This window comes from Burkholderia sp. SJZ089, from assembly GCF_007828315.1.
Taxonomy (GTDB): Bacteria; Pseudomonadota; Gammaproteobacteria; order Burkholderiales; family Burkholderiaceae; genus Burkholderia; species Burkholderia gladioli.
In genome coordinates, this window is the sequence record NZ_VIUM01000002.1 from 136,791 (window position 1) to 156,279 (window position 19,489).

At 68.3% G+C, this 19,489-nt stretch carries 18 protein-coding genes; 3 read left to right on the forward strand and 15 right to left on the reverse strand.

Features of this window, described 5'->3' with window-relative positions; genetic code table 11:
- Positions 1-84: 84 nt before the first annotated feature.
- Complete coding sequence (locus FB600_RS03695; protein ID WP_036049241.1) at positions 85-483, forward strand: acyl-CoA thioesterase; 399 nt, start codon at positions 85-87, stop codon at positions 481-483.
- Between the two features lie 36 nt (positions 484-519).
- Here the strand turns inward: FB600_RS03695 and FB600_RS03700 are convergent, their stop codons facing one another.
- Complete coding sequence (locus FB600_RS03700; protein ID WP_096750212.1) at positions 520-1,041, reverse strand: nitrate reductase associated protein; 522 nt, start codon at positions 1,039-1,041, stop codon at positions 520-522.
- A 120-nt stretch (positions 1,042-1,161) separates the two neighbouring features.
- Here FB600_RS03700 and fdhD point away from each other — a divergent pair, with 120 nt between their 5' ends.
- Positions 1,162-1,992, forward strand: a complete 831-nt coding sequence (gene fdhD, locus FB600_RS03705; RefSeq protein ID WP_098181580.1) for a formate dehydrogenase accessory sulfurtransferase FdhD — start codon at positions 1,162-1,164, stop codon at positions 1,990-1,992.
- A 60-nt stretch (positions 1,993-2,052) separates the two neighbouring features.
- Here the strand turns inward: fdhD and FB600_RS03710 are convergent, their stop codons facing one another.
- From FB600_RS03710 to FB600_RS03745, 8 genes are all read right to left on the reverse strand, one after another.
- Positions 2,053-2,820, reverse strand: a complete 768-nt coding sequence (locus FB600_RS03710) for an enoyl-CoA hydratase (protein ID WP_098153605.1) — start codon at positions 2,818-2,820, stop codon at positions 2,053-2,055.
- 89 nt (positions 2,821-2,909) lie between these two features.
- Positions 2,910-4,109 carry an acetyl-CoA C-acyltransferase gene (locus FB600_RS03715; RefSeq protein ID WP_013699348.1) on the reverse strand — a complete coding sequence of 400 codons (1,200 nt, stop codon included), beginning with the start codon at positions 4,107-4,109 and terminating at the stop codon, positions 2,910-2,912.
- 73 nt (positions 4,110-4,182) lie between these two features.
- The gene (locus FB600_RS03720; RefSeq protein WP_145756275.1) at positions 4,183-6,618 is read right to left on the reverse strand and encodes a 3-hydroxyacyl-CoA dehydrogenase/enoyl-CoA hydratase family protein; all 2,436 of its coding nucleotides are present in this window, start codon (positions 6,616-6,618) and stop codon (positions 4,183-4,185) included.
- Between the two features lie 105 nt (positions 6,619-6,723).
- Entirely contained in the window at positions 6,724-8,511 is a 1,788-nt protein-coding gene (locus FB600_RS03725; protein ID WP_047836984.1) for an acyl-CoA dehydrogenase C-terminal domain-containing protein, read from the reverse strand.
- Positions 8,512-8,568: 57 nt separating this feature from the next.
- Positions 8,569-9,168, reverse strand: a complete 600-nt coding sequence (locus tag FB600_RS03730; RefSeq protein WP_013699351.1) for a TetR/AcrR family transcriptional regulator — start codon at positions 9,166-9,168, stop codon at positions 8,569-8,571.
- Positions 9,169-9,428: 260 nt separating this feature from the next.
- Positions 9,429-10,703, reverse strand: coding sequence for a cardiolipin synthase ClsB (gene clsB / locus FB600_RS03735; protein WP_096750208.1), 1,275 nt, complete (start codon positions 10,701-10,703; stop codon positions 9,429-9,431).
- Complete coding sequence (nudB, locus tag FB600_RS03740) at positions 10,700-11,176, reverse strand: dihydroneopterin triphosphate diphosphatase (RefSeq protein ID WP_145756276.1); 477 nt, start codon at positions 11,174-11,176, stop codon at positions 10,700-10,702. Before nudB ends, clsB begins: the two co-directional genes overlap by 4 nt.
- Before the next feature lie 153 nt (positions 11,177-11,329).
- Entirely contained in the window at positions 11,330-12,268 is a 939-nt protein-coding gene (locus FB600_RS03745; protein WP_017919283.1) for an AEC family transporter, read from the reverse strand.
- Between the two features lie 137 nt (positions 12,269-12,405).
- On the opposite strand from FB600_RS03745, the gene FB600_RS03750 reads away from it, so the two are divergent.
- On the forward strand, positions 12,406-13,272 hold the full coding sequence (locus tag FB600_RS03750; protein ID WP_145756277.1) for a LysR family transcriptional regulator: 867 nt from the start codon (positions 12,406-12,408) through the stop codon (positions 13,270-13,272).
- Between the two features lie 121 nt (positions 13,273-13,393).
- Here the strand turns inward: FB600_RS03750 and aspS are convergent, their stop codons facing one another.
- From aspS to FB600_RS03780, 6 genes are all read right to left on the reverse strand, one after another.
- A complete protein-coding gene (aspS, locus tag FB600_RS03755; RefSeq protein WP_013699356.1) occupies positions 13,394-15,196 on the reverse strand; it encodes an aspartate--tRNA ligase in 1,803 nt (600 codons plus the stop codon).
- A 54-nt stretch (positions 15,197-15,250) separates the two neighbouring features.
- Positions 15,251-15,901, reverse strand: a complete 651-nt coding sequence (locus FB600_RS03760; protein ID WP_017919281.1) for a DUF502 domain-containing protein — start codon at positions 15,899-15,901, stop codon at positions 15,251-15,253.
- A 68-nt stretch (positions 15,902-15,969) separates the two neighbouring features.
- Positions 15,970-16,320 (reverse strand): FmdB family zinc ribbon protein, encoded by a 351-nt coding sequence (locus tag FB600_RS03765; RefSeq protein ID WP_047836989.1) that lies wholly within the window; start codon positions 16,318-16,320, stop codon positions 15,970-15,972.
- 62 nt (positions 16,321-16,382) lie between these two features.
- Positions 16,383-17,066 (reverse strand): thiopurine S-methyltransferase, encoded by a 684-nt coding sequence (locus FB600_RS03770; protein WP_096750718.1) that lies wholly within the window; start codon positions 17,064-17,066, stop codon positions 16,383-16,385.
- A gap of 81 nt (positions 17,067-17,147) precedes the next feature.
- Positions 17,148-18,725: a ubiquinone biosynthesis regulatory protein kinase UbiB gene (gene ubiB, locus FB600_RS03775; RefSeq protein WP_013699360.1), complete on the reverse strand. Its 1,578-nt coding sequence runs from the start codon at positions 18,723-18,725 to the stop codon at positions 17,148-17,150.
- Between the two features lie 12 nt (positions 18,726-18,737).
- Complete coding sequence (locus FB600_RS03780; RefSeq protein WP_025096871.1) at positions 18,738-19,382, reverse strand: SCP2 domain-containing protein; 645 nt, start codon at positions 19,380-19,382, stop codon at positions 18,738-18,740.
- Positions 19,383-19,489 lie beyond the last annotated feature (107 nt).

A 19,489-nucleotide genomic window follows, 5' to 3' on the forward strand; every position in this document is an offset into this window, starting at 1 on the left:
CGCGCCGCTGTCCACCGGGCGCGGCGCCCCGGTCCGTCATCGGGCGCCCGCCAGGCGAGCGCCCCAGCCAGTGGAACCCCAGCCATGACCGATTCGTCGCCGCAACTCCCGCAACTGCAGCCCGCGCTGCGCGTGGTCCCGCAACCGTCCGATGCGAACGTGCACGGCGACGTGTTCGGCGGCTGGATCATGTCCCAGGTCGACATCGCCGGCTCGATCCCGGCCAGCCGGCGCGCCAATGGGCGGGTCGCCACCATCGCCGTCAATTCCTTCCTGTTCAAGCAGCCGGTGTTCGTCGGCGACCTGGTCAGCTTCTACGCGAACATCGTCAAGACCGGCAATACCTCGATCACGATCGGCGTCGAGGTCTATGCGCAGCGCATGGGCCTGGCCGGCGAGGTGGTCAAGGTGACCGAGGCGACGCTGACCTATGTCGCCACCGATTCGGAGCGTCGCCCGCGCGCCCTGCCGCCCGTCGCCTGAAGCCGCGGGGTCGCCGGGACCCTCCCGCCGCGGCGCTCAGGCGCCGGCCAGCCCGAATTCGCGCATCGCCGGCACGAAGTCGTGATTGAGCTTGGGCTTGCGCGACAGCTTGGCCAGCACGTATCGCTCGAAACCGCCGAGCGCCGCCCATTGCGCGGGCGACGGCACCGGCAGCGCGGCCAGCGCGCACTGCGCCGCGAGCGCGGCCGGCGGCGCCCCGAGCGACTGCCAGGCGGGCGCCGGCTCCGGCGCGAAGACCTCGGCCTCGCCGCAACCATGGGTGCGCAGCATCTCGGCCAGCGCCCGGTCGAAGCTCGGCTCGCCGGGCGACGGCTCGGGACTTTCCCTGTCGGCAGCCATGTCCGGATCGACCGGGACGTCGGCAGGAAAGCGCGCCAGCAGCTTGCGATCCTCGATCGGCAGCAACTGCCATTGATCGAGCGAGATCCGCAGCCCGCAACGATCCAGGTGGAAGCGCACGATCATCGGGATGTAGGTGAAATCCTCCGACGAATCGATTTCGAAGGCGAACAGCAAGGGGGCGTCGCTGAGGGACATGGCGCGTCTGGAGCAGGTGAGCGGGAGCGGGGGGCCGGCGAAGATCGCCGCGATCCGGTATTGTAGAACCCGTCCGCGCGAGCCCGCTCGCCGGCCCCGCCGAACCCGCAGGAGCCCGCCTTGAATTCCTCCCCCATCGATACCCACGAACCGAGCGGCAGCGTCGAAGTCGCGATCTCGCGACATCGCGGCGGCGAGATCTCCGCCACCGCCGACCAGGTCGGCCAGGAATGGCCGGTCGCGCTGGTGTTCAACGGTATCTCGCACGCGGTGATGATGTGCACGCCGCGCGACCTGGAGGCGTTCGCGGTCGGTTTCGCGATTTCGGAAGGGATCGTCACGCGCGGTGCCGATATCAAGGACATCGAGGTGGTGCTGCATACCGAGGCGGCGATCCCGCACGCGGAAGTGCATCTCGAGGTGGTGCAGCAGGCCTTCGCCGCCCTCAAGGACCGGCGCCGCGCGCTGGCCGGGCGCACCGGCTGCGGCGTATGCGGGATCGAGAGCATCGACCTGCTCGACCTGGCGCCCGAGCGGGTGCCCGTCACCGGTTTCCTCGAACGGCTCGCGCCCGATGCGCTGGCCCAGGCGGCGCGCGCGCTGCCCGCTCACCAGGCGCTGACGCGGCTCACCGGCGGCCTGCACGCCGCCGCCTGGTGCGACGCCAGCGGCACGATCCGGGCCGCGTTCGAGGATGTCGGCCGCCACAACGCATTGGACAAGCTGATCGGCGAGCTGGTGCTCAAGCGAGCCGACCTGACCGACGGCTTCGTGTTCCTGTCGAGCCGCGCGAGCTACGAACTGGTGCGCAAGGCGGCCCGGGTCGGCATTCCGCTGGTGGCGACGATCTCGGCGCCCTCCTCGCTGGCGATCGCGATCGCGAAGGAAGCGGGCCTGCGCCTGGTCAGCTTCTGCCGCGAATCGGGCTACGTCGATTACGGCACGGCCTGAGCCTCGCGCGGCGCCGAGCCGGCACGACCACCGGGCCTGAAGGCCCGGCCGCAGCCTTGTTCAGTCGAACTGACGAAAATCCGGCTTGCGCTTCTCGAAGAAGGCGCTGATCGCCTCGCGCGCTTCCGGCGCGCGCAGCATCTCGCCGAAATGCTTCGCCTCCTCCTCCATGCGCGCGGCCACCTCGATATTGCTGCCGGTGCGCTTCATCAGCGCCTTGGTCACGCGCAGCGACGATGCCGGCAGGGCGGCCAGCTTCTGCGCCTGGGCGAGCGCGAAGGCGTCGAGCTCGGCGGCCGGCAGCACGCGGTTGACGATGCCGATCCGATGCGCCTCCAGCGCGTCGAAGGCCTCGCCGAGCATCAGCTTCTCGGCCGCGACCTGGTGGCCCGTCAGGCGCGCCAGCAAGAGGCTCGAGGCCGCCTCGGGACACAGCCCGAGCTGGGTGAACGGCAGCGACAGCTTGGCCGTGTCGGCCGCGTAGACCAGGTCGCAATGCAGCAGCATGGTCACGCCCACGCCCACCGCGATGCCCGGCACCGCCGCCACGATCGGCTTGGCCGCCGTGCTGATGCGGTTCAGGAACTGGAACACCGGCGCATCGGGCGTGTTCGGCGGGACCTTCATGAAGTCTTCCAGGTCGTTGCCGGCGCTGAAATTGCCCTCGCTGCCGCGGATCAGGATCGCGCGCACGGCGCTGTCCTCCTGGGCCGAGGCGAGCGCGTCGGCCATCGCCTGGTACATCGCCGCGGTGATCGCGTTCTTCTTGGCGGGGCGCGCGATCGTGATCGTCAGGACGCCGTTCGCGACGCCGGTCTGGATATCCATCTCACCGTCTCCTCAACTTCTGGCTCGATAAAAAAAGCGGTGCGCGAGCGAGCTGCCCGCGCACCGCCGTCATCGGGTGCGTGACCCGCTTACAGCCGTTCGATGATGCCGGCGGCGCCCATCCCGGTGCCGACGCACATCGTGACCATCCCGTACTTCAGGTTGCGGCGACGCAGCGCGTGCACCACGGTGGCCGCGCGGATCGCGCCGGTCGCGCCCAGCGGGTGGCCCAGCGCGATCGCGCCGCCCATCGGGTTGACCTTCGAGGGATCGAGGCCGAGATCGCGGATCACGGCCAGCGACTGCGCCGCGAAGGCCTCGTTCAGCTCGATCCAGTCCAGATCGTCCTGCTTGAGGCCGGCGGCCTTCAGCGCGGCGGGGATCGCCTCCTTCGGGCCGATGCCCATGATCTCGGGCGGCACGCCACGCACCGCGAAGCTCACGAAGCGCGCCAACGGCGTGAGGTTGAACTGCTTGAGCACCTTCTCCGAGACCACGATCAGCGCGCCGGCGCCGTCCGAGGTCTGCGAGCTGTTGCCGGCCGTCACCGAGCCCTTGTTGGCGAACACCGTGCGCAGCTTGGCCAGGCCTTCGGGCGAAGTGTCAGCGCGCGGGCCTTCGTCGAGCTTGAGCTCGCGCGTGCGGATCTCGACCTCGCCGGTGGCCAGGTTCGGGAAACGCTCGGTGATCGTGTAGGGCGAGATCTCGTCGTTGAATTCGCCGGCTTCCTGCGCGGCGAAGGCCTTGCGGTGCGATTCCACCGAGAACGCGTCCTGGTCCTCGCGGCTCACCTTCCACTGCTCGGCCACGCGCTCGGCGGTCAGGCCCATGCCGTAGGCGATGCCGACGTCCTCGTTGCGGTCGAAGATATGCGGCGACAGCGAGGGCTTGTTGCCCATCATCGGCACCATGCTCATCGATTCGCAGCCGCCGGCGATCAGCGCGTCCGACTCGCCCACGCGGATGCGGTCCGCCGCCATCGCCAGGGCGGTGATGCCGGAGGCGCAGAAGCGGTTGACCGTGACGCCGCCGACCGTGTTCGGCAGGCCCGCCAGCAGCGCGCCCATGCGCGCCACGTTGAGGCCCTGCTCGGCCTCGGGGATCGCGCAGCCGATGATGGCGTCCTCGATCAGCTTGGTGTCGAGGCCCGGCACCTGCGAGACGGCCGACTTGATCGCGTGGACCAGCAGCTCGTCGGGCCGGGTGTTCTTGAACGCGCCGCGCGGCGCCTTGCCGATCGGCGTGCGGCTGGCGGCGACGATGTATGCGTCTTGCAACTGTTTGCTCATTTGTGGCTCCTGTCGGCCGGCGGCGGCGCGCTCGCGCCCGTGCCGGCCTCATGCAAGGTTGTTCGCGATCCGCTCAGTTGCGCACCGGCTTGCCGGTCTGCAACATGCCCATGATCCGCTCCTGCGTCTTCTGCGTGCCGAGCAGCTCGACGAAGGCGCGGCGCTCCAGCGCGAGCAGCCATTCCTCGTCGACCGTGCTGCCCGCCTCGACGTCGCCGCCGCAGACCGCTTCCGCGATGCGGCTGGCGATGCGGTAGTCGTGCTCGCTGATGAAGCGGCCGTCGCGCATGTTGACCAGCTGCGCCTTGATGGTCGAGATCGCCGAGCGGCCCGCCACCGGGATTTCCTTGGCCTTGAGCGGCGCGCGGTAGCCGGTATCGGCCAGCGCCCGCGCTTCCTTCTTGGCCACGTCGAGCAGCTCGAAGACGTTGAACACGATGGTGTCCGAGGGCTTCACGTAGCCCATCGCGCGCGCATCGTGCGCCGAGGCGGATACCTTGGCCATCGCCGCGCTCTCGAAAGACTTGGTGACGAACTTGAGGATCTCGGTGGTCGCGCCCGCCGCCGTGGCGGCTTCCGCCGCGCGCAGCGCCGCTTCCTTGAGGCCGCCGCCGGCCGGCACCAGGCCCACGCCCACTTCCACCAGGCCGACGTAGCTCTCGACGTGCACCACGCGCTTGGCGCTATGCAGCATCAGCTCGCAGCCGCCGCCCAGGGCGATGCCCGAGACGGCCGCCACCACCGGCACGTTGGCGTACTTCACGCGCAGCATGCCTTCCTGGAACTTCTTGACGAACGGCTCGATGCCCTTGGCGCCGCCCATCATGAAGGCGGGCATGGCTTCCTCGAGGTTCGCGCCGGCCGAGAACGGGCCGCCCGGCGTGCCGAGCTTGAGCGAGGTCGGCTGCCAGATCACCACGCCCTTGTAGTCCTTCTCGGCCAGTTCGATGGCCTGCGTCAGGCCGTCGATCACGCCCGGGCCGATGGTGTTCATCTTGGACTTGAACGAGACGATCACCACGTCGTCCTCGCCCGCGCGCTCGTCCACCCAGGCGCGCACCGAATCGGTCTCGAACAGCGTCTTGCCCCAGGAGAGCGGATCGCGGCCGGCCTCGCCGAGCAGCGGCGCGCGGAACACCTGGCGCTCGTAGACGGGCAGCGAGGAACGCGGCACGTACTTGGCCGCCGACGGCGACCACGAACCTTCGGCCGTGTGCACGCCGCCCTTCTCGGCGACCGTGCCTTCCAGCACCCAGGCGGGCAGCGGCACCTTGGCGAGCGCCTTGCCCGCCGCGATGTCCTCCTGCACCCACTCGGCCACCTGCTTCCAGCCGGCGGCCTGCCAGCCCTCGAACGGGCCTTCGTTCCAGCCGAAGCCCCAGCGGATCGCCAGATCGACGTCGCGCGCGTTGTCGGCGATCGACTCGAGGTGGAAGCCGATGTAGTGGAACACGTCGCGGAACACCGACCACAGGAACTGCGCGTGCGGATGCGAGGTCTCGCGCAGCAGCTTGAGGCGCTCGGCGGGCGGGCGCTTGAGGATGCGCGCCACGGTCTCGTCGGCCTTCGCGCCGCCGTCGACGTAGCTGCCCGACTTCGGATCGAGCACCTTGATCGCCTTGCCTTCCTTCTTGTAGAAGCCGGCGCCGGTCTTCTGGCCGAGCGCGCCCTGCTTCACCAGCTCGGCGAGCACGGGCGGGGTTTCATAGACGGGGAAGAACGGATCGTCGGCGAGGTTGTCCTGCATCGTCTTGATCACGTGGGCCATGGTGTCGAGGCCCACCACGTCGGCGGTGCGGAAGGTCGCCGACTTCGCGCGGCCCAGCCGCACGCCGGTCAGGTCGTCCACTTCGTCGAAGCGCAGGCCGAACTTGGCGGCCTCGGTGATCACCGCGAGGATCGAGAAGATGCCGACGCGGTTGGCGATGAAGTTCGGGGTGTCCTTGGCGCGCACCACGCCCTTGCCGACCACGCTGGTCAGGAACGTCTCGAGCTGGTCGAGGATCTCGGGCCGCGTGTGGGCAGTCGGGATCAGCTCGACGAGGTGCATGTAGCGCGGGGGATTGAAGAAGTGCACGCCACTGAAGCGCGCCTTCAGCTCGTCGGAGAAGCCTTCCGAGAGCGCCGTGATCGACAGGCCCGAGGTGTTCGAGGCGAAGATCGCGCTCGGCCCGAGGTGCGGCGCGACCTTCTTGTAGAGGTCGTGCTTCCAGTCCATGCGCTCGGCGATCGCCTCGATCACCAGGTCGCATTCGGCGAGCTTGGCGAGGTCGTCCTCGTAGTTCGCGGGTTCCAGGTACTTCGCGTCGTCCTTCACGCCGAACGGCGCTGGCGACAGCTTCTTGAGATTCTCGATGGCCTTCAGCGCGATGCCGTTCTTGGGGCCTTCCTTGGCCGGCAGATCGAACAGCAGCACCGGGACGCGCGCGTTGACGAGATGCGCGGCGATCTGCGCGCCCATCACGCCGGCGCCGAGCACGGCGACCTTGCGAATGATGAAATTGCTCACGGGACTCCTCCGGAAAGAACCGCGCGTCGCGCCCGGCAGGCGGGCTTCGGAACGCGCGGCGTGTGAGTGTGCTGGGGCGCCCGGGCCGCCGGCCCGGGCCTCGCGTCAGAACAGCGCTTCGTCGACTTCCATCAGCGTCTTCGAGCCGGCGCGCGCGGCGCGGATGGTGGCCGCCGTTTCCGGCAGCAGGCGCGCGAAGTAGAAGCGCGCGGTGGCCAGCTTCGACTTGTAGAACGGATCGCCCGAGCTTTCCTTGTCGAGCGCCAGGCGCGCCATGCGCGCCCAGAAGTAGGCGAACACCAGGTGGCCGGCGGTGCGCAGGTAAGGCACGGCGGCGGCGCCCACCTCGTCCGGGTTCTGCATCGCCTTCATGCCGATTTCCATGGTCAGCTTCTGCAGCTTCTCGCCGATGTCGGCCAGCGGATTGACGAACTCGGCCATCTCAGGCTTCACGCCCTCGGCCTCGACGAATTCGGCGACGATCGCGCCGAACTTCTTGAGCTTGGCGCCCATGTCGCCGAGCACCTTGCGGCCCAGCAGGTCGAGCGACTGGATCGAGTTGGTGCCCTCGTAGATCATGTTGATCCGCGCGTCGCGCACGTATTGCTCCATGCCCCACTCGGAGATGAAGCCGTGGCCGCCGTAGATCTGCATCGCGTGGTTGGTGCACTCGAAGGCGTTGTCGGTCAGGAAGGCCTTGATGATCGGCGTGAGCAGGGCGACCAGGTCGGCCGATTCCTTGCGCACCGATTCGTCGCCGTGCGAGAGCTCCTTGTCGATCTGCAGCGCCGACCAGTAGGTGAAGGCGCGCGCGCCTTCGGCGTAGGCCTTCTGCGTGAGCAGCATGCGGCGCACGTCCGGGTGCACGATGATCGGGTCGGCCGGCTTTTCCGGCGCCTTCGGGCCCGTCAGCGAGCGCATCTGCAGGCGCTCCTTCGCGTAGGTCAGCGAGTTCTGGTAGGCGACCTCGGTCAACCCCAGGCCCTGCATGCCGACCCCGAGGCGCGCCGCGTTCATCATCACGAACATGGCGTTGAGGCCCTTGTTCGGCTCGCCGACCAGCCAGCCGGTGGCGTTGTCGAGGTTCATCACGCAGGTGGCGTTGCCGTGGATGCCCATCTTGTGCTCGATCGAGCCGCACTTGATGCCGTTGCGCTCGCCCGGTTCGCCCGAGGCGTCGGGGATGAACTTCGGCACGATGAACAGCGAGATGCCCTTGGTGCCTTGCGGCGCATCCGGCAGGCGCGCCAGCACGAGATGGACGATGTTCTTCGCCATGTCGTGTTCGCCGCTGGAGATGAAGATCTTGGTGCCGCTGATGGAATAGGCGCCGCCGGTGATCGGCTCGGCCTTGGTGCGCAGGATGCCGAGGTCGGTGCCGCAATGCGGCTCGGTCAGGCACATGGTGCCGGTCCATTCGCCCGACACGAGTTTCGGCAGGTACTGCTGCTGGAGCTCGGGTGCGCCGTGGGCGTGCAAGCATTCGTAGGCGCCGTGCGAGAGGCCGGGATACATGGTCCAGGCCTGGTTCGCCGAGTTCATCATCTCGTAGAGCGCGTTGTTCACGAAGGCGGGCAGCCCCTGGCCGCCGTAGTCGGGATCGCAGCCCAGTGCCGGCCAGCCGGCATCGATGTACTGCCGGTAGGCTTCCTTGAAGCCGGTCGGCGTCTTGACGACGCCGTCGCCCTCGTACTTGCAGCCTTCGCGGTCGCCCACCTGGTTGAGCGGGAACAGCACCTCGGCGCAGAACTTGCCGGCTTCCTCGAGCACCTGGTTGATGGTGTCGGCATCGAGGTCCGCGTGTTTCGGCATCTGCTTCAGTTCGGCTTCGACATTCAGCAACTCATGCAGCACGAATTGCATGTCGCGCAGCGGGGCAACGTACTGTCCCATGACTCTCTCCAAAGATAGGGCACTTGGCTCGAGCCTCGCGCGGGCGTCAGGGCACCGCTACCGGCTCTCGCTCTGATACGAAACGATCGTCTTTTCCAGCGCGGCCCACGTCAGACGCACGCCATCCGGCAGATGCAGGAAACGGGCGTCATGGTGCAGACCGAGCGTGAAGCTGTACAACTCGAAGAGCATCACGTCCGGATCGGTATCCGGACGCAGATGGCCTTCGTCCTTCGCCTGCGAAATCGCGCGCAGCAGCGCCGCGCGCCAGGCCGTCACGCTCGCGATCAACTGCTCGCGCACCGGGCTGTCCGGCCGGTCGTCGTACTCGACGGCGCCGCTGATGTAGATGCATCCGGTGGTCACTTCCTGGATGCGCTTCTCGATCCAGCGGGCCAACATCGCACGCAGGCGCGGCAGGCCGCGCGGCTCGCGCAGGCTCGGAAAGAACACCTCGCTCTCGAAGCGGCGGTGATACTCGCGAACCACCTCCACCTGCAGGTCCTCGCGCGAACCGAAATGCGCGAACACGCCGCTCTTGCTCATCTGCATGCGCTCGGCCAGCAGGCCGATCGTCAGACCTTCCAGCCCGTCCCGGCTGGCAAGGTCCAAAGCTGCTTCGAGTATCGCGGCACGCGTCTGTTCGCCTTTTCGCATAAGCTTGATGTCTAAACCGTTCACGGGTAATCCAGAAAATCGAACGGCCGTACTATTATTGAGTGCGGCCGTCGTTCGAACAAGGAAATTATTAGATACCGGTGTCTAACCGCCCCGCTATTGTTGTCAGGTTCGGGCGGAACCGGAAGCAGGGCTTGTCCGCCCCCTCGGATGCCGGCCGGGCGGCCTGCGTTCGCGCAACGAACGGGCCCGGCGGCGGCCTTTCATCGGCCTGTCATGATCGCGCGTGCGGCCGGCCGTCAGTCGTAGCCACCCACCGTCAGCAACTTCATCGCGCCGCGGTAGACCGTGTAGGCCAGCCAATTCAGCAGGCGCTCCATCGGCGGGCGGGCCGCGAAACGGGCCGGATCGATCTCCCGGCCATCGGCGAAGGCCGCGTCGATCGCCTCGCGCAGCGCCTGGATCTCGGCGTCGTGCTTGACCAGCACCACGTTCGCCTCGTTGTTGAGCATCAGGCTCAGCGCGTCGAGGTTGGACGAGCCGACCGTCGCCCAGTTGTCGTCGACCACCGCCACCTTGCCGTGCAGCATGGTGCGATCGTACTCGGCGACGCGGACCCCCGCCCTCAGCAGGGCATGATAAAGGAATGGCACGGCGGTATCGAGTGCCACGAATTCCTTGCGACCGATCAGTACCCTCACCTCGATGCCGCGCCTTGCCGCATTGGTCAGCGCCCGGCGCAGCTTGCGGCCCGGCATGAAATACGGATTGGCCAGCACCACTGCCTGGCGCGCGCGGCCGATCGCGGCCAGGTAGGCCTTCTCGATCGCGCGACGGTTCAGCACGTTGTCGCGCGCCACGAAGGCCACGCTCGGCTCGCTGATGTTGCGCAGCGCGCCGGCCTTGATCCAGCGATGGCTGCGCATCCAGCGCCGGAAGCGCGCGGCGAAGGCCTCGCTGGTCACCACTGGCGGCGCGTATTGCGCATAGCGCTTGTGCCCGGTGCGCACGCGGTACCACTGCACCTCGAAGGCGGCGCGGATGTCGGCCACCGCCGGGCCGGCCAGCTCGACGGCGAAGTCCCAGCGCGGATACGGCAGCGTCTCGCCGTTCTGGTCGTAGTCGTCGACGATGTTGATGCCGCCGCAGAACGCGTGGGAATCGTCGACGCAGGCCAGCTTGCGATGCGTGCGCGAGAAGCCGAAGCGGCCGAACAGGTAGCGGTTGTAGACGCGGTGCTCGATGCCGGCCTCGACCCAGGTCTCGAACAGCGGCAGGCGCGCCGTGCCGATGCCGTCGGTGATCACGCGCACGTGCACGCCGCGGGCGGCGGCGCGCAGCAGCGCATCCGAGACCAGGCGGCCGGCAGGGTCGTCGCAGAAGATGTAGGTTTCCAGCAGCACCGATTGCGAGGCGCTGTCGATGCGGCGCACCAGGGCCGGGAAGAATTCGGCGCCGCCGTCGCACAGCGTGACGGTATTGCCCGAGGAAAACGCCAGCCGCGACGAGGACCCGCGTTCCTGCAGGAACAGGTCCCGCAGCTGGGTCAGGCGCAGCCGGCCGCCCGCGCTCATGTCCCGCGTGCCGCCAGACGCGCCGGCAGTTGCAGGATCGCCTCGCTGTTGGAGGGCGAATAGCAGCGCGCGGCGGCCTCGCGATAGGGCAGCCAGACGTAATCGGTATGCTCGCGCGGCGAGAGCGTCACGGCGATGCCGGCCGGCACCTCGAGGCTGAACCAATGCTCGGTGTTGCGCGTGACGCCCGGCGCGTAGCGATGCCGGTATTGCGGGTAGATGCTGTATTCGATCTGGTGGCGCCAGTCGTGGAGCGCGCCCGGCGGCACGCCCTCGCCGCCCACCACGATGCCCGTCTCCTCGCCCACCTCGCGCACGGCGGTGGCGGCCAGCGGCTCGTCGAGCCAGTCCTTGGCGCCGGTCACGGACTGCCAGAAACCCGGCAGGTCGGCGCGCTTGATGATCAGCACGTCGAGCGCGACGGTGTGGATCACGACCAGGACGGATTCGGGGATTTTCGGTGGCTTCGTCATGTCTTGCGGTTCGGCGGCCGGGGCTCGGCGAGCCTGCCGGCCGGCAGCTTCGGAACCGGCAGACTGTACCGCAAAACGAAGGCCGGCGCGTGTCGGGACGGGGCCCGCGGCAATCCGCCGGAACCGCCCGGCGCCGCCGACGAGACGCCGGCGTCAGGCGCGCGGCAGCAGGATCAGCAGCATGGACAGCGTGGCGATCGAGGCCACCGTCGAGAACAGGATGGTGCGCGACGTCACCTGCGGCTCGCGGCGATAGAACTCGGCGAGCATGAAGGGCCCGGTGCCGGTCGGCAGCGCGGCCAGCACCACGGCCATCGCGACCAGCACCGGCGGCAGGCCGAACACGCGCGCCGACAGCCACCAGGTCAGCGCCGGCTGCACCACCAGCTTGATCGCGGTGAGCAGCAGCGCATCGGGCAACACGCCGTGCGCGGGCCGCTTCTCGGCCAGGAACAGGCCGAGGCTGACCAGCGCGCAGGGGCTGGCGGCGCCGCCGAGCAGCTTGAGGAAGGTCTCGACGCTGGCCGGCGGCGCGACATGCGCGGCCGATACCAGCGCGCCGACGATCGGCGAGACGATCAGCGGATTGCGGCCCAGCGAGGCCAGCACCTTCAGCGCCAGCCGGTGCGGCGCGCGCTCGCTCTGCAGGCCGATCTCGATCAGCACGATCGCGAAGCCGAACAGCACGCAGGCCACGATGATGGTGACGATGGTGGTCGGCATCAGCCCGGGCGGGCCGAACACCAGCAGGGCCAGGGGAAAGCCGATGTAGCCGGTGTTCGGGTAGGCGGCCGCGATCGCGTCGACGCTGGCGTCTGCGAGCGGCCGGCCGCGCGCCAGGCGCAGTGCGAGCACCGCGCCGAACACGGCGGCGCAGGCGATCGAGAAGGCGGCGATGAAGCGCGGCTGGTCGAGCTGCGCCCAGGTGGCATGCGCCATCACGTCGAACAGCAGCGCCGGCAGCGCCAGCCAGACCACGAAGCGGTTCAGCTCCGAGGCGGCGCTGGGGCCCAGCAACCCGCGCCGGCGGCAGAGGAAACCCGCCAGGATCAGCGCGAAGATCGGCAGCAGGATGGGCAGCGTGGCGGACACGGCGAGACTCGGCAAGGCAGGAGGAACGGAAAAGCGCCGGCGGCGTGACGGCCGGGCGGGAAAACCGACGAGCCTAACCCGCCCGCTTGATACAATCCAATGCGATTTTTAGTGTCTTCTCATACCTTTTCTGCATCGTGCTCGATATCAAGCCGCTCCGCTATTTCGTCGCGCTGGCCGAAACGGGTCATTTCGGCCGCGCCGCGACGCGCCTGAATCTGTCGCAGCCGCCGCTGTCGCGCCAGATCGCGGCGCTGGAGGCCTCGCTGGGCGTGACCCTGGTCGAGCGCGGCCCGCGCGGCGTGACGCTGACGCCGGCCGGCGAGCGCTTTCGCGACGACGCGAAGGCGATCCTGGCCGCCGTCGAGCGCGCCGCCCACCACGCGCGCGCGGCCGCCTCGGGTGCAGCCGGCAAGCTGACGGTGGGCTTCACGATGTGCGCCGCCTACAGCGTGGTGCCGCGTTACGCGCGCGAATTCGGCGCCGCCTGGCCGGAGGTCGCGCTGCACCTGCGCGAGACGGTCTCGAACGATCTCGCCGAGCAGGTGCTGAACGGCCATATCGACGCGGCGATCCTGTTCCCCGGGCCGCCGCACGAGGGGCTAGAGCAGCGCATCGTGGTCACCGAGCCGCTGTGCGTGGCGCTCTCGCGCGAGCATCCGCGCGCACGGGCCCGCCGGCTGCGGATCGCGGAACTGGCCGGCGAGCCCTTCGTGATGGCGGTCGAATCGGTCGCGCCGACCTTGCGCGCGGCCATCGTCGGCCACTGCCGCCAGGGCGGCTTCGAGCCGAACATCCGGCTCGAGGTGCAGTTGCAGCAGACCGTGCTCGGGCTGGTCGACGAAGGTGTCGGCGTCGCGCTGGTGCCCGAATCGATGCGCCGCGCGCAATGGGCCGACGTGGTGTTCCGCCCGCTGGTCGACGCGCCGACCAGCGAGCAGGCGCTGGTCTGGTCGCCGGCGAATCGCAACCCCTGCCTGGCGCGCTTTCTGGCGATCGCCTGAAGCGTACCGAAGCGCGGCGCCTGCCCTCGCTGTGCCCCTGTGCCCGATCGACGGGCGATAAAAAAACCCTGCCGGCGTTGCCGCCGGCAGGGTTTTTTCATGCGCAGCCTGGCGCGAAGCCTCAGGCCTTCGGCGCTTCCGGCTGGCGCAGGCGGATATGCAGTTCCTTGAGCTGGCGCTCGTCGACCGGGCTCGGCGCCTGCGTGAGCAGATCCTGCGCGCGCTGGGTCTTCGGGAACGCGATCACGTCGCGGATCGAATCGGCGCCGGCCATCATCGTGACGATGCGGTCCAGGCCGAAGGCGATGCCGCCATGCGGGGGCGCGCCGTACTGCAGCGCGTCGAGCAGGAAGCCGAACTTAGCCTGCGCCTCCTCCGGCCCGATCTTCAGCGCGCGGAACACCTTGCTCTGCACGTCTTCCTGGAAGATCCGCACCGAACCGCCGCCGATTTCCCAGCCGTTCAGCACCATGTCGTAGGCCTTGGCCAGGCAGCGGCCCGGGTCGGTTTCGAGGTACTCGAGGTGCTCGTCCTTCGGGCTTGTGAACGGATGGTGCGCGGCCACGTAGCGAACCTCGTCCTCGTCGTACTCGAACATCGGGAAGTCGATCACCCACAGCGGCTTCCAGCCCGACTCGACCAGGCCGTTGGCCTTGCCGAATTCCGAGTGGCCGATCTTCAGGCGCAGCGCGCCGAGGCTGTCGTTGACCACCTTCGCGCGATCCGCCGCGAAGAAGATGATGTCGCCGTCCTGGGCGCCGGTGCGCTCCAGGATCGCCGCGATCGAGGCGTCGTGCAGGTTCTTGACGATCGGGCTCTGCAGGCCGTCGCGGCCCTTCGCCTTCTCGTTGACCTTGATCCAGGCCAGGCCCTTGGCGCCGTAGATGCGCACGAATTCGGTGTAGCCGTCGATATCGCCGCGCGTGAGCTCGCTGCCCTTGGGCACGCGCAGCGCCGCGACACGGCCGTCCTTCGAGTTGGCCGGCGTGCTGAACACCTTGAACTCGACATCCTTCATGGCATCGGTCAGCTCGGTGAATTCGAGCTTGACGCGCAGGTCCGGCTTGTCCGAACCGAAACGCGCCATCGCTTCCGAATACGGCATCACCGGGAAGCTCGCGTCGAGCTCGACGCCGATCGTCTTCTTGAAGACGTGGCGGATCATTTCCTCGAACAGGTCGCGAATCTCCTGTTCGCCGAGGAAGGAGGTCTCGCAGTCGATCTGGGTGAATTCGGGCTGGCGATCGGCGCGCAGGTCCTCGTCGCGGAAGCACTTGGTGATCTGGTAGTAGCGATCGAAGTTCGCCACCATCAGCAACTGCTTGAACAACTGCGGCGACTGCGGCAGCGCGAAGAACTGGCCCGCGTTGACGCGCGAGGGCACCAGGTAGTCGCGCGCGCCTTCCGGCGTGCTCTTGGTGAGCATCGGCGTCTCGATGTCGATGAAGCCCTGCTCGTCGAGATACTTGCGCACCTCGATCGCCACGCGGTAGCGCAGGCGCAGGTTGTTCTGCATGTGCGGGCGGCGCAGGTCGAGCACACGATGCGTGAGGCGCGTGGTTTCGGAGAGGTTGTCGTCGTCGAGCTGGAACGGCGGCGTGACCGACGGGTTCAGCACCGTCAGCTCGTGGCACAGCACCTCGATCTTGCCGCTCTTGAGGCCCGCGTTGATCGTGCCGTCCGGACGGCCGCGCACCAGGCCCTTGACCTGGATGCAGAACTCGTTGCGCACGCCTTCGGCGGTCGCGAACATCTCGGCGCGATCCGGATCGCACACCACCTGCACGAGGCCCTCACGATCGCGCAGGTCGATGAAGATCACACCGCCGTGATCGCGGCGGCGATGCACCCAGCCGCACAGCGACACGGTTTGGCCCAGCAGGTGTTCGGTCACGAGACCGCAGTATTCAGTTCGCATCGACATGATGTTTGCTTTCGTTCGGTTTTTGATCAACGGGGCGCGGCTGGCGCCCGGAAATTACAGCGGCGGCTCGACGGGCGGCCGCGCCGGTGCGGGCACGGGCACCGAGGGCGCGACCACGCCCATCGAGACGATGTACTTCAGCGCGGCGTCGACCGACATGTCGAGCTCGACCACCTCGCTTTTCGGCACCATCAGGAAGAAGCCCGAGGTAGGATTGGGCGTGGTCGGCACGTAGACGCTCACGTACTCTTCCTTCAGGTGGTTGACCACGTCGCCGCCCGGCACGCCGGTCAGAAACGCGATCGTATAGGAACCCCGGCGCGGGTACTCGATCAGCAGCGCCTTGCGGAAGGCATTGCCGCTGCTCGACAGCAGCGTGTCCGAGACCTGCTTGACGCTGGTGTAGATCGGCCCGACCACCGGGATGTGCCGCACCACCGCATTCCACCACGTGACCAGCTTCTGGCCGATGAAATTCTGCGTGGCCAGCCCGACGATGAAGATGAAGGCCAGCGTCAGGACCGCGCCGATGCCGGGCAGGTGGAAGCCCAGCAGCCGCTCGGGTTGCCAGGATTCGGGCAGCAGCAGCAAGGTCTGGTCCATGATGCCGATCACCGAGCCGAGCACCCACAGCGTGATCGCCAGCGGAACGAGGACCAGCAGGCCGGTCAGGAATACCGTTTTGAGGGTCGTCTTCTTCATCATCTGCCGTCAGGTAAGCACGCCGGACCTCGGCACGCACAAGCCGCCGCCCGAACCGGGCGCCGGACGAGTCAGGTATCGCTGGCGGCGGCCGGCGCCGCCGGAGCCGCTGCCGCGGGTGCCGCTGCAGGCGCGGCGGCGGGCTTGGCCGCCTCCGCGCCGGCCGCGGCGTCCCCGCCGGAGGTACTGCCGCCGGCCTCGGCCGGCGTGCCGGTGGCAGCGGCGCTGGTGCCGCCCGACCCGCCCCGGAAGTCGGTCACGTACCAGCCCGAGCCCTTCAACTGGAACCCGGCTGCGGTGACCTGCTTGCGAAAGGCATCCTTGCCGCACTCCGGGCAAACGGACAGCGGCGCGTCGCTCATCTTCTGGAGCACGTCCTTGGCGAAACCGCATGCATCGCAACGATAGGCGTAAATCGGCATGATCTTTTCCCGCGGAAACTAGAAACGTCTTGCAAAACCTTGAATTATATCCGAAAGCCCGCTCAGCTCCCCGAGCGACGGCGCCAGCTCAGCCATAGCTCGCGCCCTTCGAACACCGGCAGCGAATCCATGACCGGGCGCGCTTCCTCCAGCGTGAAATACGGGCCGAGCAAGGCATCGAGCGCATCGCGGTCGATCCCGAACGGCGGTCCCTTGGGCGTCGCGCCGATGAAGAAGCAGCCGGCCAGCAAACCGCCCTCGGGCAGCAGCGCCGCCATGCGCGCCGCGTAGTCGTCCCAGCGCGCGGGCGGCAGCGCGCAGAGGAAGGCGCGCTCGTAGATCCATTGCGGCCGGAACGGCGCCGTGTAGGCGAAGAAGTCGGCCTCCTCCACCAACCCCGCATGCTCGCCCAGTTGCCGGCGAGCGGCGGCCACCGCGCTCGCCGAGAAATCGATCGCCTTCACCGGCCAGCCGGCGCGCGCCAGCCAGAGCGCCTCGTGCGCGCTGCCGCAGCCGGGGATCAGCACCGGGCACGGCGAACGCGCGGCCGCGAAGGCGGCGAACGCATCGGGCACGCGTGCCAGGTCCCAGGGCACGAAGCCGCGTTCGAAACGTTCGTCCCAGAACGCGGCGCTGCCCGGATCGCGGCTCGCGAAGTCGGCTACCGCGCCGGGGGCGATCGATGCGGCCGGCACCTCGGCCGAGGCTGGCGCCGAAGCGCCGGCCTGCTTGCTGGTATCGCTCATCTGCTCTCCCGATTTCACCGCCGGCAGCATCGCCGCGAACACTCACCGCCGATCACGGCCACGCACTGTCGATCGCCGCGCTCAGGCGCCGGCCGCCAGCACCAGCAGCACGCGCGCCACGATCGCGCCGACGCCGACCGCCAGCCCGAACACCAGCAGGGCCTGCAGCAGCCGGTTGGTGCGCTTCTGCTCGGTCAGGATCTGCTGCATCAGCTCGTCGCTGAGCCCGCGCGGCGAATCGTGCCGCTCCGCGAACGCCTGGTGGATCAGGCGCGGCAGTTGCGGCAGCGTCTTGCTCCATTGCGGCGCCTCGACCTTGAAGCGCTCGTACCAGCCGCGCAGGCCGATCTGCTCGGTCATCCAGCGCTCGAGATAGGGCTTGGCGGTCTTCCAGAGATCGAGCTCCGGGTCCAGCGAACGACCCAGGCCCTCGACGTTGAGCATGGTCTTCTGCAGCAGCACCAGTTGCGGCTGGATCTCGACGTTGAAGCGGCGCGAGGTGGAGAACAGGCGCATCAGCACCTGGCCCAGCGAGATGTCCTTCAGCGCGCGGTCGAAATACGGCTCGCAGACCGCGCGGATCGCGCTCTCCAGTTCCTCGACGCGCGTATGCGGCGGCACCCAGCCCGACTCGAGATGCAGGGTGGCGACGCGATGGTAGTCGCGCTTGAAGAAGGCCAGGAAGTTCTGCGCCAGGTAGTTCTTGTCGAAGTCCGAGAGCGCGCCGACGATGCCGAAGTCGAGCGCGATGTAGCGGCCGAAATGGTTCGGGTCCAGGCTCACGAACACGTTGCCCGGGTGCATGTCGGCATGGAAGAAGCCGTCGCGGAACACCTGGGTGAAGAAGATCTCCACGCCTTCGCGCGCCAGCTTGGGGATGTCGACGCCCGCCGCGCGCAAGGTGTCGACCTGGCTGATCGGCACGCCCTTCATGCGCTCCATCACCAGCACCGAGGAGGAACTGTAGTCCCAGAACATCTCCGGCACCAGCAGCAGGTCCAGCCCGGCGAAGTTGCGGCGCAGCTGGCTGCCGTTGGCGGCCTCGCGCATCAGGTCGAGCTCGTCGTGCAGGTACTTGTCGAACTCGGCCACCACCTCGCGCGGCTTGAGGCGCCGGCTGTCGGGCCAGAGCCGCTCGGCCCAGGTGGCGATGTCGCGCAGCAGCGCCATGTCCGAGTCGATCACCGGCAGCATGTTCGGGCGCAGCACCTTGACGGCCACTTCCTTGCCGGCGTGCGCGCCCTCCTTGAGCTTGGCGAAATGCACCTGGGCGATCGAGGCGCTGGCCACCGGCACCGGGTCGAACTCGTCGAACAGCGCGCTGATCGGCGCACCCAGCGATTTCTCGACCAGCGACATGGCCAGCGCCGAATCGAAGGGCGGCACCTGGTCCTGCAGCTTGGTCAGCTCGATCGCGAAATCGGGCGGCAGCACGTCGCGACGCGTCGACAGCATCTGGCCGAACTTCACGAAGATCGGCCCCAGGCTTTCGAGCGCGCGGCGCAGCCGCACCGCCGGCGGATCGGAAAAGCGGCGACCGATGGTGGTGATGCGCAGCAGCAACTTGACGCGGCGATCGTCGATGCGCGACAGCATGACCTCGTCGAGGCCGAAGCGGATCACGGTGTAGACGATTTTGATGAAACGGAAAATGCGCATGCGGTACAGCCCTCAGTGCCCACCGCGCGAGCTGCCGCCCGCCGGTGTGCCGGATCGTTGTTCTAGGCGCTCGATACGCTTCTCGACGCGGGCCAGGGCATCGCGTGCGCGGGCCAGTTCGGCATCGAACTCGCCGAGCGCGGCGCGGCGCACGACCTGCGGGTTCTCATCGAGAAAATATTCGCTCAGCGAGTCGAGCAGATTACGGCTGGTACGACGCGCCTGGTCGCCTGCCGAGCGCACCAGGGTGGCGATGCGATGGGCGGGAGCATCGCCGAGCACGCGCGCGAGATCCTCCTCGGGCTCCCAGCGCAGGTGTTCGGCGAGCTTGGCGAGCTGGGTGGCGAATTCGGCATCGCCCTCCAGCTTGACGTGCTTCATGACGGCGGCCTGCCCCCCCTGCACGAAGGCCGTGACGGCGTCGAACGGCGATTGCCGCGCGCCGCCCAGGGCGATCGAGACGTCGGGCTGCGGCGCCTCGTGAGCCTCGACGGCGGCGAAATAGCCATCGGGCTGCACCAGCAGCAACAGGGTCAGCGGAGGGAATTCGAGCCGGGCGGTTTTCCCGGCGTAGGGAATCAGGCGTTCGCGCGCCCAGGATTCGCGGGCGAGCAGATGGTTGACAGCAGCGGCGACAGACTTGGCGGCAAAGGTCATCGGACTGAGTAAAAAACCCACGCAAGCAGGGTGCCCGCGCGGGTTTCTATTGTAACGTCGGATCGGTCCGGCCCTGTTCCGGCGTGATACCGGGTGCGTCCAGGGCC

Bases quoted from the DNA above. Each gene is read 5' to 3' on its own strand.
- FB600_RS03695 (WP_036049241.1), top strand. From the start codon at position 85: ATGACCGATTCGTCGCCGCAACTCCCGCAACTGCAGCCCGCGCTGCGC.
- FB600_RS03700 (WP_096750212.1), bottom strand. From the start codon at position 1,041: ATGTCCCTCAGCGACGCCCCCTTGCTGTTCGCCTTCGAAATCGATTCG.
- FB600_RS03710 (WP_098153605.1), bottom strand. From the start codon at position 2,820: ATGGATATCCAGACCGGCGTCGCGAACGGCGTCCTGACGATCACGATC.
- FB600_RS03715 (WP_013699348.1), bottom strand. From the start codon at position 4,109: ATGAGCAAACAGTTGCAAGACGCATACATCGTCGCCGCCAGCCGCACG.
- FB600_RS03725 (WP_047836984.1), bottom strand. From the start codon at position 8,511: ATGGGACAGTACGTTGCCCCGCTGCGCGACATGCAATTCGTGCTGCAT.
- FB600_RS03730 (WP_013699351.1), bottom strand. From the start codon at position 9,168: ATGCGAAAAGGCGAACAGACGCGTGCCGCGATACTCGAAGCAGCTTTG.
- clsB (WP_096750208.1), bottom strand. From the start codon at position 10,703: ATGAGCGCGGGCGGCCGGCTGCGCCTGACCCAGCTGCGGGACCTGTTC.
- nudB (WP_145756276.1), bottom strand. From the start codon at position 11,176: ATGACGAAGCCACCGAAAATCCCCGAATCCGTCCTGGTCGTGATCCAC.
- aspS (WP_013699356.1), bottom strand. From the start codon at position 15,196: ATGTCGATGCGAACTGAATACTGCGGTCTCGTGACCGAACACCTGCTG.
- FB600_RS03760 (WP_017919281.1), bottom strand. From the start codon at position 15,901: ATGATGAAGAAGACGACCCTCAAAACGGTATTCCTGACCGGCCTGCTG.
- FB600_RS03765 (WP_047836989.1), bottom strand. From the start codon at position 16,320: ATGCCGATTTACGCCTATCGTTGCGATGCATGCGGTTTCGCCAAGGAC.
- FB600_RS03770 (WP_096750718.1), bottom strand. From the start codon at position 17,066: ATGAGCGATACCAGCAAGCAGGCCGGCGCTTCGGCGCCAGCCTCGGCC.
- ubiB (WP_013699360.1), bottom strand. From the start codon at position 18,725: ATGCGCATTTTCCGTTTCATCAAAATCGTCTACACCGTGATCCGCTTC.
- FB600_RS03780 (WP_025096871.1), bottom strand. From the start codon at position 19,382: ATGACCTTTGCCGCCAAGTCTGTCGCCGCTGCTGTCAACCATCTGCTC.